Raw genomic sequence first — 14,586 nt, 5'->3', positions numbered from 1 at the left:
CTAGCGGAAGCGTCCCTGCTCGGCCTTGTTGGTGAATTGAAGGGCTGCGAGGACTCCCTTCAGGGGACGCACCAGTAGAAGGCTGAGACCGATCGACAGGGTGCCGGCCACGAGGGCATGGACCCAGATCGGCGGCTCGTAGGTGATCTCCATCCACAGGGCGAGTCCGACCACGATGATGCCAACGATCGACATCACGAAGAAGGCGGGTCCGTCCCCGGAATTGAAGCTGCCATAATCGAGGCCGCAGACTTCGCAGGCGGGTCTGAAGGTCAGGAAGCCATCAAACATATGTCCCTCGCCGCAGCGCGGACAGCGGCCGCGTAGGCCGGCGGAAAAGGGGGAAGGCTTCGGCCGCGATGCGTCCAAGATCGATAACTCCTCGTACGGCGTCGCGCCGCTCCGCCGCATATGGGAACGAACCGCGCGCTCTTCAGGCGCGACCACGAAAAAGGGCGGCTCGCGCCGCCCCCTTCAACACTGGCATGCGGTGGAGGCCGGGCTCAGTGAGCCGCGTGGCCCGCCCCGGCGCCCCAGACGTAGATCGACGCGAACAGAAACAGCCACACCACGTCCACGAAGTGCCAGTACCAGGCAGCGAACTCGAAGCCGAGGTGCTGGCGGGTGGTGAACTGACCGAGATAAACGCGGTAGAGGCAGATCGCGAGGAAGATCGTACCGATGATGACATGGAAGCCGTGGAAGCCAGTCGCCATGAAGAAGGTCGAGGAGTAGATGCTGCCCGAGAAGCCGAAATGGGCGTGGGCATACTCGTAGGCCTGGCATGCAGAGAAGAGCACGCCGAGGATTATGGTCAGCCAGAGGCCGTATTTCAGGCCCTTCCGATCATCATGCAGCAGGGCGTGGTGAGCCCAGGTGATCGTCGTGCCGGAGGTGAGCAGGATCAAGGTGTTGAGGAGCGGCAGGTGCCAAGGATCAAACGCCTCGATGCCCTTCGGCGGCCAGGTGCCGCCCGTGAAATCGACGCGCGAGGCCTGGATCGGATCGGCGGTGTAGAGCGCCGCTTCGAAATAGGCCCAGAACCAGGCCACGAAGAACATCACCTCGGAGGCGATGAACATGATCATCCCGTAACGGTGATGCAGTTGCACGACGCGGGTGTGGTCACCCGTGTTGGCCTCGTGCACGACGTCCTTCCACCAGGCGAACATCGTGTAGAGCACGCCGAGCAGACCGGCGCCGAAGATGTAGGGACCAGGCGAGAGCGTACCGATCTGGAGACTCTTCATCCAGAACACGGCGCCGAATGCCATCAGGAAGCCCGAGAAGGCACCGATCAGCGGCCAGGGACTCGGTGCGAGAATATGGAAGTCGTGATTTTTGGCGTGCGCCTCGGCCATTGAATTCTTCTCCTACCCCCGACCTTCGGACCGTCGCCGGCCTTCGATCCACTGAATGCGTCGTCCCGCCCGAGTTGCCCCGGATTGTCGTTGCAAACCCTTATCCAGGGTCGCGTACTGTTGTCACGCTTGCGCCGTCAAAAATTCGATTTCGTCCCCGTGCCGCCCGTTGTCGCAAGCGCGGCCGTGGGCTGGCCGTTCTTGGAGGCGAAGTAGGTGTAGGAAAGCGTCATCTCGGACAAGTGCGCGGTGTTCGAGTCCTTGCGTACCTCGGGGTCGATGTAGAACACCAACGGGAAATCCATGGTCTCGCCCGGCTGCAGGGTCTGCTCGTTGAAGCAGAAGCACTGCACCTTGACGAAGAAGCTGCCCATCAGTCCCGGTTGGACGTTGAAGGTGGCGATGCCGGTGGAGGGTGTCGTGCCGGTGTTCTTCACGCGGAAGAAAACGGTCTTGGTCTCGCCAAGGCGGGCCTCTATCTTCGGCGACTCGGCCTGGAAGCGCCAAGGCAGGCTCGACGCGACGTTGGTGTCGAAGTGGACGACCATGCTGTCGTCGATCGCCGCAGAAGTCGGGGCCAGGCCGGTGCGCGGCGTGCCGTCGTAACCGGTCGCCTTGCAGAACATGTCGTAGAGTGGCACCGATGCGAAGGCGAGGCCGATCATTCCGAAGGCAAGGCCTGCGCACGCGAAGGCCGTGACACCGGCCCGGCGTCCGGGTGCACGCTGGGCGTGTCTTGGGTCGGCCATCAGAAGCGTCTCCGTTTTCCGGCGCGATCAGATCGGACGGTTGAGGACCTGAGGCCCGAGCTTCGCGATCGTCAGCACGTAGAAGATGGTCACAAGCGCGAACAGGACGGCCGCGATGGCAATCGAGCGCTTGCGGCGGCGCTGTGACTCCTCGGGCGTCAGGGGACGTGGGCTTCCAGGCAGGCTAGGTCGATCGCTCACAGGTTCACCGTGCGGAAGAGGCCGAGGCTCTGCTCCGCCAGCAAGGCCGCGAACATCAGGAAGAGATGCAGGATCGAGAATCCGAACATGCCCATGGCCGCCTTGCGCTCGGGCTCGCCCTCGCGGTTGCGGAAGACGTGGACGCTGAAGGCCAGCATACCGAGTCCGCCGAGAAATGCGGTCACTGCGTAGAGCCATCCGCCGAAACCGAGGGCGACGGGCGCGAGGCCGAGAGGGAACAGTACGACCGAGTAGGCGATGATCTGGCGGCGGGTCGAGTCCGGCCCGGCCACGTTCGGCATCATCGGGATGCCGGCCTTGGCATAGTCGGCGGACTTGATGAGCGCGAGGGCCCAGAAGTGCGGCGGCGTCCAGATGAAGATGATCAGGAACAGGACCAGCGACTCGATGCCGATCGTGCCGGTGACGGCGGCCTGGCCCACCATCGGGGGGAGGGCGCCCGCCGCACCGCCGATGACGATGTTCTGCGGCGTCGCCCGCTTCAGCCACATCGAATAGACCACGGCGTAGAACACGATCGTGAAGGCGAGGAGTCCGGCGGCCAGCCAGTTCGAGGCGAGGCCGAGCACCAATACCGATCCCACCGACAGCACGATGCCGAACGCCAGTGCCTCATCAGGTCGGATGCGGCCGTCCGGAATCGGACGCTTCGCGGTTCGGCTCATGACCGCGTCGATGTCGGCGTCCCACCACATGTTCAGGCAGCCCGAAGCGCCCGCACCGACGGCGATCATCAGCAATGAGATCGAACCGACCACCGGCTGGATGTGAACGTTGGAGACAAGCATGCCGACGAGGGCCGTGAAGATGACCAGCACCATCACGCGCGGCTTCAGCAGCGCGAAGAAGTCCGACACCTCTCCGCCGACCGGCGACAGAACTTGCGGCTCGGCGCCAGCGGATAGGCTGTTCGACAGGCTCGTCATGGGTCCCTGATACGGTTCTCGTGTCCGATGGGGCTTCGGATCGCGCCGCGTGGCGCCGCCCTTTGCGGGAAGTCCGGCACCGCTCGCGTGAGCTTGGCCGAGGCTTCCGGGAAAGAGCGAGGACCGCTTGCACGGTCCTCGCAATCCTCGAAGCTGTGATGCGCCTCAGTGGTGACCTGGCTCGTCGACGATCCGGGGAAGGGTCTCGAACTGGTGGAAGGGCGGGGGAGAGGACAGGGTCCATTCGAGGGTGGTCGCACCCTCGCCCCACGGATTGTCGGCGGCGCGCTTGCTGGAGCGGAACGCCAGCACGACGCCGATGAAGAACACCACCATGCCGAGGGCGAAGATATGTCCGCCCCAGGTGGAGACCTTGTGCCAGCCGGCGAAGGCTTCCGGGTAGTCGGCGTAGCGGCGCGGCATGCCGGCGAGGCCGAGGAAGTGCATCGGGAAGAACAGGACGTTCGCACCGATGAAGGCGAGCCAGAAGTGCAGCTTGCCGGCCCACTCGGGGATGATGTGCCCGGTCATCTTCGGGAACCAGTAGTAGACACCAGCAAAGATGATGAACACAGCACCGAGGGATAGCACGTAGTGGAAGTGCGCAACGACGTAGTAGGTGTCGTGCAGATACTTATCGACCGCCGAGTTCGCGAGTACGACGCCGGTGACGCCGCCGACCGTGAACAGGAAGATGAACCCGACCGCCCAGTGCATGGCGGCGGTGAAGCGGATCGAGCCGCCCCACATCGTCGCGATCCAGGAGAAGATTTTCACGCCGGTCGGAACCGCGATGACCATCGTGGCGAAGACGAAGTAGGACTGTGTCTGCAGCGACAGGCCGACCGTGTACATGTGGTGCGCCCACACGACGAAGCCGACGACGCCGATCGCGACCATGGCGTAGGCCATGGCGAGGTAGCCGAAGACGGGCTTGCGCGAAAAGGTCGAGATGATGTGCGAGACGATGCCGAAGGCCGGCAGGATCATGATGTACACTTCGGGGTGACCGAAGAACCAGAACAGGTGCTGGTAAAGGACCGGATCGCCGCCGCCGGCCGGATCGAAGAACGTCGTGCCGAAGTTGCGGTCGGTCAGCAACATCGTGATGGCCCCGGCGAGCACCGGAAGCGACAGGAGCAGAAGGAACGCGGTCACCAGCATCGACCAGGCGAACAGCGGCATCTTGTGCAGGGTCATGCCCGGCGCGCGCATGTTCAGGATGGTGGTGATGAAGTTGATGGCGCCGAGGATCGAGCCCGCACCGGAGAGGTGGAGGGCAAAGATTGCGAAGTCCACGGCCGGGCCGGGGTGGCCGGAACTCGAAAGCGGCGGGTAGACGGTCCAGCCGGTGCCAGCACCGGAGGAGCCGGGGGCGCCTTCGACGAACAGCGAGCAGACGAGGCTGAAGAAGCCCGCGACCGTCAGCCAGAACGAAATGTTGTTCATGCGCGGGAACGCCATGTCGGGCGCGCCGATCATCAGGGGCACGAACCAGTTCCCGAAGCCGCCGATCAGGGCGGGCATCACCATGAAGAACACCATGATGAGGCCGTGACCGGTGACGAACACGTTGTAGGTGCCGGGATTGGCGAAGTACTGAAGCCCGGGCTCTTCCATCTCCATCCGGATGCCGAAGGAGAGGAACGCCCCCATGATGCCCGCGCAGAAGGCGAACAGCAGGTAGAGAGTGCCGATGTCCTTGTGGTTCGTCGACAGGAACCAACGGGAGAAGAAGGACGGCATGTGGTGGTCGTGGGCGTCGTGGTGCCCCGTATGTGCAGCGGCGTTCGCCATGGATACAGACCTTAGTCCAGGTTTCTCGTAATCATCTCGATGGTGGGACCGAGCGCCGCTCGAGGGTCCGGTCCCGGGAACCGCGCCTCTAACGGGCGTCGGCGAACTTCGAAGGGTCGTCGATGCGGGCGAACTTGGTCTTACCTTCGGCGAGCCACTTGGCGTAGGCCTCTTCGCTCACGACCTGAACCGTGATCGGCATATAGGCGTGGCGTGCGCCGCAAAGCTCGGAGCATTGACCATGGTAGGTGCCCTCGCGGTCGGCCTTGAACCAGAACTGGTTCAGGCGGCCCGGCACGGCATCGATCTTGAAGCCGAAGGACGGCATTGCCCAGGAGTGCATGACGTCAGCGGCTGTGACCTGGATCTTTACGATCTTGTTCACCGGCACGACCATGTCGTTGTCGGTGCCGAGAAGCTTCGGCTGCTTGTCCTCGTCGAGGTTGGCGTCGAAGGTGAAGCCGCCGCCGTTCTCCACGGCCGGGTACTCGTAGGACCAGTACCAGGCATGGCCGATGACCTTCACGAGGACGTCGGCCTTCGGATCGGAGAGCTGCGTCCGCAGCAGGCGGAACGACGGAATCGCAACCGCGACCAGGATCAGGACCGGGACGATGGTCCAGGCCACCTCGATCATGGTGTTGTGGGTGGTCTTCGAAGGCGTCGGGTTCGCCTTCTCGCTGAAACGGAAGACGCAGTAGAGGATCAGGCCGAGCACGAAGAGAGAGATGCCGAACGACAGCCAGTGCATGCCGTGCTCGAACGAATGGATGTCCCGGGCGTTCTCCGTGACGGCGACCTGACGGTCCATCTGCCACGGCACGGGCTGACCGATGCCGGCGGCGAGAGCCGAGGACGAAGAAACGAGGAACGCGCCGAGCGTGGCAAGCCCCCATGATGACCGGTGTTGCGCCTGCGTCGTCCGCATGTGCCTCTCGTGGCTCCCCGTGATTGTGATCGCCGATGCCGCGCGTCTTGCTGGATTTATTCTGGATCGCAAGTGCGTTTCGCGGATCGCGGGCCATCCGCGGGGCTGAACCCACGTCTCGCCGATTGGCGTGTCAGACCACAAGGCCGTGAGGTGCGCAACCGCAACAGCGTCGCATCATACGGTCAGGGGGCCTCGACTCAGGCATTTGACCGTCTATCGAAATGTCGCAGGCGGGCCCATTCATCCGTCGGTATTCATTATGCCAGCGAAGGCGCGATCCGACTGAACCTTCGCCGGTGGAGGCCCGCGCGTGATCGATCGACTTGAATTCATCCTGGCTCTCGCCCGCGAGCGACATTTCGGCCGGGCTGCCCAGGCCTGCAACGTCTCGCAGCAGACGTTGTCCGCTGGCGTGAAGCAGCTGGAGGAGCGGCTCGGTGTGCTTCTCGTGCAACGGGGCTCGCGTTTCCAGGGTTTCACGCCCGAGGGGGAACGCGTTCTCGAATGGGCACGACGCATCGTGGGGGATGCCCGCGCGATGCGAGAGGAGGTCACGAGCCTGCGGCGTGGCCTGTCCGGGACCCTTCGGCTCGCCGCGATCCCGACGGCGACCCCGATCGTCGCGGCGCTGACGACGCCGTTTCGCGCGCGTCATCCCAACGTGCGATTTTCCGTCCAGTCCACGACCTCGGGAGAAATTGGACGACTCATCACCGATCTCGAGATCGACGCCGGCATCACCTACCTGGAGAACGAACCACTCGGTCGGCTGACCGCCGTGCCGCTCTACCGGGAACGCTACCGCCTGTTGACGGCGGTCGACGGCGTGTTCGGCGAGCGGGATGCTGTGACCTGGGACGAGATCGCGAGCCTACCGCTCTGTCTTCTGACGCCGGACATGCAGAACAGGCGCATCATCGACCGGCAGTTGCTGAATGCTGGAACCGTATCTGCTCCGCTCCTCGAGTCGAATTCAATGATCGTGCTGCTCACTCACGTCCGTACAGCGAAGTGGGCGAGCATCATGCCGGCGGTCCTCGCCGACACCTTCCGTCTGAACGACCGGGTCCGAGCGGTTCCCATCGTTGAACCGGATCTGAGCCACCTGGTGGGACTCGTCGTCCCAGAACGCGAGCCGATGACGCCACTTTGCGCGGGGCTCATCGTCGAGGCGCGAAATGTGGCCGTCAGCATCGCTCAGACCATTGATGCTCTCTGAAAACAATTTGAGAGCGCGGCAAATTGCGCCGCCGTCACTGCGCTTCTTTGCGTTGCAACACCGGCTTTCGACAAAAAACCATTGTTGCCTCACCGATCAGCGCGGTTGATCGGAGGTTGGCGATATACCACCCTCGAATGAGAACAATCTCAGTCGGGTAGGAACAATGGTGCCGAACGAGCCCTGGAGCGAGCCACGCGCCGCCGGGATCATTGCCGAACACGTCCATCTCGAGGGCGCGACGCTTCCCATTCTGCACGCGCTCCAAAAAACCTTCGGCTATGTCGACGCGGGTGCCGTACCGCTCATCGCCGACGCTCTAAACCTGTCGCGCGCCGAAGTTCACGGCTGCATCACCTTCTATCACGACTTCCGGCGCGCACCGGCGGGACGACACCAGGTGAAGCTCTGCCGCGCCGAGGCCTGCCAGGCGGTGGGCTCCGACGCTCTGCACGCGCAGATTCTCTCGCGCCTCGGAGTCGACTGGCACGGAACAACACTGGACGGTGCGGTCACTGTGGAGCCCGTCTACTGCCTCGGCCTCTGCGCTAATGGCCCCGGTGCCCTCGTGAACGACGAGCCGCTGGCGAGACTCACCGCCGATTCTCTGGAAGCGGCTCTGACGGAGATGAAGTCGTGAGCATCACGATCACCGTTCCGCGCGACGCAGTTGCCCTCGGGCTTGGCGCGAACCGGGTCGCCCGCGCGTTGCTCGCCGGCGCCGAGCGCCGGGGCCTCGACGTCACCATCGTGCGCACCGGCTCTCGCGGCCTGCTGTGGCTGGAGCCGATGATCGAGGTCGCGACCAAGGACGGCCGCATTGCATACGGGCCGGTGACGCTCTCCGACATCGACAGCCTGCTCGACGCGGGCTTCGTGCAGGGCGGCGCGCATCCCCTCCGCCTCGGCCGTCCGGAGGAAATTCCGTATCTCGCCCGCCAGCATCGACTGACCTTCCAGCGCTGCGGCGTGGTCGATCCGGTCTCGGTGGACGATTACCGGGCGCACGGAGGCTACAAGGGCCTCGAAGCCGCGCTGAATCGCGATGCCGCCGGCATCGTCGCGGAAGTCCGCGAATCCGGTCTGCGTGGTCGCGGAGGCGCCGGATTCCCGGCCGGCATCAAGTGGAACACGGTGATGCTCGCGCAGGCGGAGCAGAAGTACGTGGTCTGCAATGCCGACGAGGGCGATTCCGGCACCTTCGCCGACCGGATGATGATGGAGGGCGACCCCTTCAACCTCATCGAAGGCATGACCATCGCGGGCATCGCGACGGGAGCCACGCGCGGGTACATCTACCTGCGCTCGGAATACCCGCAAGCGTTCGCGACCCTCAAAGAAGCGATCGTCAACGGAGTTCAGGCTGGTTTCCTTGGTGACAACGTCATGGGCTCGGGCAAAGCCTTCCATCTGGAAGTCCGTCTCGGAGCCGGCGCCTACATCTGCGGTGAGGAGACGTCGCTTCTGGAGAGCCTTGAAGGCCGTCGCGGCATTGTTCGAGCCAAGCCACCGATCCCTGCGCTCAAGGGATTCTTGGGGCAGCCGACGCTGGTGAACAACGTGATGACCTTCACGGCGGTGCCCTACATCCTTGAGCACGGGGCGAAGTCCTATGCCGAGTACGGCATGGGACGCTCGCTCGGCACGCTCGCGATCCAGCTCGCTGGCAACATCAAGCACGGCGGGCTAATCGAGTACGCCTTCGGCATCACGCTGCGCGAGATCATCGAGGATTTCGGCGGCGGCACGCAGAGCGGCCGCCCCGTTCGCGCGGTGCAGGTGGGCGGCCCGCTTGGCGCCTACTTCCCCGACCATCTCCTCGACACGCCCCTCGATTATGAGGCGATGGCGGCCAACAAGGGCCTGGTCGGCCACGGCGGCATCGTCGTCTTCGACGACACCGTGGACATGGCCAAGCAGGCCCGCTTCGCCTTCGAGTTCTGCGCGGTCGAATCGTGCGGCAAGTGCACGCCGTGCCGCATCGGCGCGACGCGTGGCGTCGAGACCATGGACAAGGTCATCGCCGGGATCCGCCCGACCGAGAATCTCGCCGTGGTCGCCGACCTCTGCGACGTGATGACGGACGGCTCGCTCTGCGCGATGGGCGGCCTGACGCCGATGCCCGTCATGAGCGCAATCACTCACTTCCCCGAGGATTTCCAGCAGCGCGGTCCGATGTCCGTCGCGGCTGAGTAAGGAGGCGCGACCGATGGCCCTCATCAAAGAGATCGACTACGGCACTCCGATCCGCGTCTCGGAGCAGACCGTGACGCTCACGATCGACGGCATGATCGTCATGGTACCGGCCGGTACCTCGGTGATGGCCGCCGCCATGCACGTCGGCACGGCGATCCCGAAGCTCTGCGCCACCGACTCGCTGGAAGCCTTCGGCTCCTGCCGCCTCTGCCTCGTCGAGATCGAGGGCCGCCGCGGCACGCCGGCCTCCTGCACGACGCCCGCCGAGAACGGCATGGTGGTCTCGACCCAGACGGACAAGCTCGCCAAGCTCCGCAAGGGCGTGATGGAGCTCTATATCTCGGACCATCCGCTCGACTGCCTGACCTGCGCCGCCAACGGCGACTGCGAATTGCAGGATATGGCCGGCGCGGTCGGCCTGCGCGACGTCCGCTACGGCTATGACGGGGCCAACCACGTCAAGCCGACCTCCGAGCAGTATCTGCCGAAGGACACGTCGAACCCGTACTTCACCTACGATCCGTCGAAGTGCATCGTCTGCAACCGGTGCGTCCGCGCTTGCGAGGAGACGCAGGGCACCTTCGCCCTGGCCATCTCCGGTCGCGGCTTTGACAGCCGCGTCGCCGCCGGTCCGACCGCCTTCTTCGACTCCGAGTGCGTGTCCTGCGGCGCCTGCGTGCAGGCCTGCCCGACCGCGACCCTTCAGGAAAAGTCGATCATCGAACACGGTCAGCCGGATCACTCGGAGATCACCACCTGCGCCTATTGCGGCGTCGGCTGTGCGTTCAAGGCCGAGATGCAGGGCACCCGCATCGTCCGCATGGTGCCCTACAAGGGTGGCAAGGCGAACGAGGGCCATTCCTGTGTGAAGGGCCGCTTCGCCTACGGTTATGCCACGCATAAGGACCGCATCACCAAGCCGATGATCCGCGACAAGATCACGGACCCTTGGCAGGAGGTGTCGTGGGACGTTGCGATCGATCGCGCGGCGTCCGAGTTCAAGCGCATCCAGGCCAAGTACGGCAAGGATTCAGTCGGCGGGATCACCTCGTCCCGTTGCACCAACGAGGAAGCCTATCTCGTCCAGAAGCTGGTGCGTGCGGCTTTCGGCAACAACAACGTCGACACCTGCGCCCGCGTCTGCCACTCGCCCACGGGCTACGGGCTGATGTCGACGCTCGGCACATCGGCCGGCACGCAGGATTTCGCATCCGTCGCGCATTCCGACGTGATCCTAGTAATCGGCGCCAATCCGACCGACGGCCACCCCGTCTTCGCTTCGCGCATGAAGAAGCGCTTGCGCGAGGGCGCCAAACTCATCGTCGCCGACCCACGCAAGATCGACCTCGTGAAGTCGCCCCATATCATGGCCGACTTCCACCTGCCGCTGAAGCCAGGCTCCAACGTCGCCTTCATCAATTCGATGGCGCACGTCATCGTCACCGAAGGTCTCGTGGATGAAGCTTACGTCCGCGAGCGCTGCGACCTCGGCGACTTCGAGTCCTGGGCCCGCTTCGTCGCCGACGAGCGCCATTCGCCGGAGGCGCAGGCGATCTATACGGGCATCGATCCGGTGGAACTGCGCGCCGCCGCTCGCCTCTACGCGAAGGGCGGGGCCGCCGCCATCTATTACGGCCTCGGCGTCACCGAGCACAGCCAGGGCTCGACCATGGTGATGGGCATGGCCAACATCGCCATGGCGACCGGCAACATCGGCATGCTGGGCGCCGGCGTGAACCCCCTGCGCGGCCAGAACAACGTCCAGGGCTCCTGCGACATGGGCTCGTTCCCGCACGAACTGCCGGGCTACCGCCACGTCTCGGACGATGCCACCCGCGAGACCTTCGAGGCGCTCTGGGGCGTGTCGCTCAATCAGCATCCGGGCCTGCGCATCACCAACATGCTCGACGAAGCCGTCGATGGCGCCTTCAAGGGCATGTACATCCAGGGCGAGGACATCGCTCAGTCCGACCCGGATACGCATCACGTCACCGCCGGGCTGATGGCAATGGAATGCATCGTCATCCAGGACATCTTCCTGAACGAGACGGCCAAGTACGCCCACGTCTTCCTACCAGGCGCCTCGTTCCTGGAAAAAGACGGCACGTTCACCAATGCCGAGCGCCGCATCTCCCGCGTGCGCAAGGTCATGCCGCCGCTCGCCGGCGTCGGGGACTGGGAAGGCACGATGCTGCTCTCCAACGCGCTCGGCTACCCCATGAGCTACAGCCACCCGAGCGAGATCATGGACGAGATCGCGTCGCTGACTCCGAGCTTCTCCGGTGTCAGCTTCGCCAAGCTCGACGAACTCGGCTCGATCCAGTGGCCGTGCAACGAGGCCGCCCCCGCTGGCACGCCGATGATGCACGTGGACCGCTTCGTGCGCGGACTCGGTAAGTTCATGATCACCGAGTACGTGCCGACGGAGGAGCGTACGGGACCGCGCTTCCCGCTCATCCTCACCACGGGCCGAATCCTGTCGCAGTACAATGTGGGCGCGCAGACCCGCCGTACGGAAAACTCGCGCTGGCACGAGGAAGACGTGCTGGAGATCCACCCCTTCGATGCGGAGGTGCGCGGCATCGTCGATGGCGATCTCGTCGCGCTGGAGAGCCGCTCGGGGGATATCGCTCTGAAAGCTATCGTGTCCGAGCGCATGCAGCCCGGCGTGGTGTATACGACCTTCCACCACGCCAAGACCGGCGCCAACGTGATCACCACCGACTACTCGGATTGGGCGACGAATTGTCCCGAGTACAAGGTCACGGCGGTGCAGGTTCGGCGGACGAACCGCCCCTCCGATTGGCAGGCGCGGTTCTTCGAGGAGGATTTCTCGTTGACCCGGATTGCGACCCAACTGAATGCGGCCGAGTGAGCAGACGAGCCTGACGGCAGCCGAAGGGGACCCGGCGGTGGAGACCGCCCGGCGCGTCCCGACCTTGATCGTCGCCTATGACGATCCGGAACCGCGCAGCGGCACGCGGCCGCTCGCGGTCGAAATGCCGATCAACCTCGTCTATGGAGCGGTGCCTTATGCCGTGATGATGACGACGCCTGCGGACCTCGTGGATTTCGCCTACGGGTTCAGTCTCACCGAGGGCATCATCGCTGCGGCCGACGAGATCCGCTCGGTCGAGGTCGAGGCGGATATGGCGGAGGACGGCATGCGACTGCTCGTTGACCTCGTGCCGGGACGCCTCCGCGAGCACTTGGCTCGAAAGCGCGCCATATCCGGTCGCACCGGCTGCGGCGTCTGTGGGATCGAAGACCTCGCTTCCCTGCCGAAGGCGGATGCACCGCTGCACGGGGCGCGACGGGTCAGCATCGCGGCAATCCAGCGGGCGCTACTCGCCATGGGTGACGCGCAGGTCCTGAACGCCGAGACGCGGGCGGTCCATGCTGCGGCCTGGGCCGACCTCGACGGAACTCTCGTGGCGCTGCGCGAAGATGTCGGGCGCCATAACGGCCTCGACAAGCTGATCGGCGCCCTGATCCGCCGCAGCACCGATCCGGCGGATGGCTTCGTCGTCATCACCAGTCGGTGCTCGTTCGAGATGGTCGAGAAGGCGGCGAGCCTCGGTGCCACGGTGCTGGTGGCGATCTCTGCCCCGACCTCGCTGGCCGTCGATCGGGCGCGCCTCCATGGCATGACGCTCTGCGCCATCGCCCGCTCAGACACCCTGACGGTCTTCACGGGCCGCGAACGCCTCGACCTGCCGGCGCAGACCTGACGCCACGCATATCCCGTTCCCTCGACAGAGTTTTCGTACCGATGAGCGCTCTCACCTCCGACGAGAAACTGGTCCGGATGGCCAACCAGATCGCCACCTTCTTCCGCTCCTATCCGGACGAGGAAGCGGTGGCCGGCATCCACAAGCACATCGTGGCGTTCTGGACGCCGAAGATGCGGAGCGCTCTCGAATCCTACGGCCCCAGGCCAGAGAGTGGCCTCGACCTCCTCGCGCTCAAGGCGGTTCAGGGCACGCCGACGGCCGATAGCCCCGTCCGCGCCGGTACCCGCGATCCGCATCTGCAGGGGGCCGGCGCCAGCGATGCCGGCTGATCGTCAAAAACGGCGAAAATCCAGCGAACTGATTTCAGTTCTTCTCGCCGTCCTTCGCGGTCGAGCCGGGTACGATTGTGGCACCGCCGATTACGCGCACTGAACGCTTGGCGTCTGCTGGAACATCCTTCCAGTTCTGGGCCGCTTTATCCGGCGGCGGCTGTACGGCAGCCGGCGTCGTGCTTGTTCCGGAGGTGGCCGGCGTCATCGGCTGCGACGGTGCGATTCCGGCGCTGGCTGCTCCCGAATTCGCCTCCGGCTGTGCGGCCACGGCGGGCACGTCCGAAAGCTTAGGGGCATCCGGTGTAACCGATGGAGCCGACGGCTTCGGGGCCGGGTTCAGGCGAACCACCTTGCGGGGTGTCTCGACCTTCGGACGCGCCTCTGGCGCCCGCGCATCGGGATTGAGGCCCATCGGGTTCCGGTCGGTCGGCTCCGCACGGGTTGACGGCATCGCGCGCGGACGCGGGTCGGGCCGCGCAGCGAGTCCGGGCTGTCCTCCGAGATCCGGAGACGTGCGGCGAGACTGAACCTGCGGGAAGGGAATGTCGGCAGGCGGAACGATGCGCTCGGCTTCGCGAATCGGCCGACGCGGCACCTCGTCGTCCTCGGTCCAGCCATAGCCCGGCGCACGCCGCGCGACACGGGCCGGCATTTCCGGGGGCGGTCCTTCGAGGCGCTGGCGTCCCAGGACCCGGCCGTCCCGGGCATCCACGAACAGGCGTACGTGCTCGCCATAGGGATTCGAAGCCTCGACGACATACGCCCGCCCATCGAAGCGGGGGCGCGTCACCTCGGTGAAGCCACGCTCGTTCAGGCGCCAGACAACGGCGCGCGGCGGCATGAAGAGATCCGGTTCGTACGCGTATTGTGCCTGCGCAGGACTGAAAGCGAATGCCGACAGGGAAAGAAGCAGAGCCAGAGAGCCTGCGGAAATGGCATCGCGTGATTGGGATGCGCGCATGAGCGTCCTGCGACACAGATCCATGGATATCGGGTTCCGAATGAGGGGTCGGTCCGGGGGCCAACTGTTGGCGCGGGTCCCCCGGTCACGATCCGCCGGGTCTTGCAAACCCCGCATGCCGCTTGTGCTCGGCGACGCTTTGTAGAGCGCGGGAATGG

The 14,586-nt window shown here is 64.9% G+C and carries 14 protein-coding genes; 6 read left to right on the top strand and 8 right to left on the bottom strand.

The annotated features are described in order from the left end of the window. The 7 genes from ACLBWX_RS05690 to coxB all read right to left on the bottom strand — a co-directional run bounded on the left by ACLBWX_RS05690 (window position 1) and on the right by coxB (window position 5,983). A complete protein-coding gene (locus ACLBWX_RS05690) occupies window positions 1-411 on the bottom strand; it encodes a DUF983 domain-containing protein (protein WP_447676108.1) in 411 nt (136 codons plus the stop codon). Between the two features lie 92 nt (window positions 412-503). Further along, window positions 504-1,361: a cytochrome c oxidase subunit 3 gene (locus tag ACLBWX_RS05685; RefSeq protein WP_447676107.1), complete on the bottom strand. Its 858-nt coding sequence runs from the start codon at window positions 1,359-1,361 to the stop codon at window positions 504-506. Window positions 1,362-1,498: 137 nt separating this feature from the next. Beyond that, window positions 1,499-2,110, bottom strand: a complete 612-nt coding sequence (locus ACLBWX_RS05680) for a cytochrome c oxidase assembly protein (RefSeq protein WP_447676106.1) — start codon at window positions 2,108-2,110, stop codon at window positions 1,499-1,501. Between the two features lie 27 nt (window positions 2,111-2,137). Further along, on the bottom strand, window positions 2,138-2,311 hold the full coding sequence (locus tag ACLBWX_RS05675) for a hypothetical protein (RefSeq protein ID WP_447676105.1): 174 nt from the start codon (window positions 2,309-2,311) through the stop codon (window positions 2,138-2,140). Continuing rightward, a complete protein-coding gene (locus tag ACLBWX_RS05670; protein WP_447676104.1) occupies window positions 2,308-3,258 on the bottom strand; it encodes a heme o synthase in 951 nt (316 codons plus the stop codon). The genes ACLBWX_RS05675 and ACLBWX_RS05670 overlap by 4 nt, the downstream gene beginning before the upstream one ends. A gap of 165 nt (window positions 3,259-3,423) precedes the next feature. Continuing rightward, window positions 3,424-5,055, bottom strand: coding sequence for a cytochrome c oxidase subunit I (gene ctaD, locus ACLBWX_RS05665; RefSeq protein ID WP_056475726.1), 1,632 nt, complete (start codon window positions 5,053-5,055; stop codon window positions 3,424-3,426). Window positions 5,056-5,143: 88 nt separating this feature from the next. Next, a complete protein-coding gene (coxB, locus tag ACLBWX_RS05660) occupies window positions 5,144-5,983 on the bottom strand; it encodes a cytochrome c oxidase subunit II (RefSeq protein WP_447676103.1) in 840 nt (279 codons plus the stop codon). Between the two features lie 313 nt (window positions 5,984-6,296). On the opposite strand from coxB, the gene ACLBWX_RS05655 reads away from it, so the two are divergent. The 6 genes from ACLBWX_RS05655 (at window position 6,297) to ACLBWX_RS05630 (ending at window position 13,464) form a co-directional block, all read left to right on the top strand. Then, window positions 6,297-7,205 (top strand): LysR family transcriptional regulator, encoded by a 909-nt coding sequence (locus ACLBWX_RS05655; protein WP_447676102.1) that lies wholly within the window; start codon window positions 6,297-6,299, stop codon window positions 7,203-7,205. Between the two features lie 166 nt (window positions 7,206-7,371). Beyond that, complete coding sequence (locus tag ACLBWX_RS05650; RefSeq protein ID WP_447676101.1) at window positions 7,372-7,845, top strand: formate dehydrogenase subunit gamma; 474 nt, start codon at window positions 7,372-7,374, stop codon at window positions 7,843-7,845. After that, the gene (locus ACLBWX_RS05645) at window positions 7,842-9,401 is read left to right on the top strand and encodes a formate dehydrogenase beta subunit (protein WP_447676100.1); all 1,560 of its coding nucleotides are present in this window, start codon (window positions 7,842-7,844) and stop codon (window positions 9,399-9,401) included. The genes ACLBWX_RS05650 and ACLBWX_RS05645 overlap by 4 nt, the downstream gene beginning before the upstream one ends. Window positions 9,402-9,414: 13 nt before the next feature. Beyond that, window positions 9,415-12,276, top strand: a complete 2,862-nt coding sequence (gene fdhF, locus ACLBWX_RS05640) for a formate dehydrogenase subunit alpha (RefSeq protein ID WP_447676099.1) — start codon at window positions 9,415-9,417, stop codon at window positions 12,274-12,276. After that, the gene (gene fdhD / locus ACLBWX_RS05635; RefSeq protein ID WP_447676098.1) at window positions 12,263-13,132 is read left to right on the top strand and encodes a formate dehydrogenase accessory sulfurtransferase FdhD; all 870 of its coding nucleotides are present in this window, start codon (window positions 12,263-12,265) and stop codon (window positions 13,130-13,132) included. Before fdhF ends, fdhD begins: the two co-directional genes overlap by 14 nt. Before the next feature lie 41 nt (window positions 13,133-13,173). Next, on the top strand, window positions 13,174-13,464 hold the full coding sequence (locus ACLBWX_RS05630) for a formate dehydrogenase subunit delta (RefSeq protein ID WP_447676097.1): 291 nt from the start codon (window positions 13,174-13,176) through the stop codon (window positions 13,462-13,464). Window positions 13,465-13,498: 34 nt separating this feature from the next. Here ACLBWX_RS05630 and ACLBWX_RS05625 read toward each other — a convergent pair whose 3' ends face one another. After that, complete coding sequence (locus tag ACLBWX_RS05625; protein ID WP_447676096.1) at window positions 13,499-14,428, bottom strand: hypothetical protein; 930 nt, start codon at window positions 14,426-14,428, stop codon at window positions 13,499-13,501. Window positions 14,429-14,586: the final 158 nt, after the last annotated feature.

The organism is Methylobacterium sp. M6A4_1b (assembly GCF_053345175.1).
This window is presented reverse-complemented; position numbering and strand designations above follow the sequence as displayed.

Excerpts from the sequence above, each read along its gene's own strand:
- ACLBWX_RS05690 (WP_447676108.1), bottom strand. The coding sequence starts at position 411 with ATGCGGCGGAGCGGCGCGACGCCGTACGAGGAGTTATCGATCTTGGAC.
- coxB (WP_447676103.1), bottom strand. The coding sequence starts at position 5,983 with ATGCGGACGACGCAGGCGCAACACCGGTCATCATGGGGGCTTGCCACG.
- ACLBWX_RS05650 (WP_447676101.1), top strand. The coding sequence starts at position 7,372 with ATGGTGCCGAACGAGCCCTGGAGCGAGCCACGCGCCGCCGGGATCATT.
- fdhD (WP_447676098.1), top strand. The coding sequence starts at position 12,263 with ATGCGGCCGAGTGAGCAGACGAGCCTGACGGCAGCCGAAGGGGACCCG.
- ACLBWX_RS05630 (WP_447676097.1), top strand. The coding sequence starts at position 13,174 with ATGAGCGCTCTCACCTCCGACGAGAAACTGGTCCGGATGGCCAACCAG.
- ACLBWX_RS05685 (WP_447676107.1), bottom strand. The coding sequence starts at position 1,361 with ATGGCCGAGGCGCACGCCAAAAATCACGACTTCCATATTCTCGCACCG.
- ctaD (WP_056475726.1), bottom strand. The coding sequence starts at position 5,055 with ATGGCGAACGCCGCTGCACATACGGGGCACCACGACGCCCACGACCAC.
- ACLBWX_RS05625 (WP_447676096.1), bottom strand. The coding sequence starts at position 14,428 with ATGCGCGCATCCCAATCACGCGATGCCATTTCCGCAGGCTCTCTGGCT.
- ACLBWX_RS05670 (WP_447676104.1), bottom strand. The coding sequence starts at position 3,258 with ATGACGAGCCTGTCGAACAGCCTATCCGCTGGCGCCGAGCCGCAAGTT.
- ACLBWX_RS05680 (WP_447676106.1), bottom strand. The coding sequence starts at position 2,110 with ATGGCCGACCCAAGACACGCCCAGCGTGCACCCGGACGCCGGGCCGGT.
- fdhF (WP_447676099.1), top strand. The coding sequence starts at position 9,415 with ATGGCCCTCATCAAAGAGATCGACTACGGCACTCCGATCCGCGTCTCG.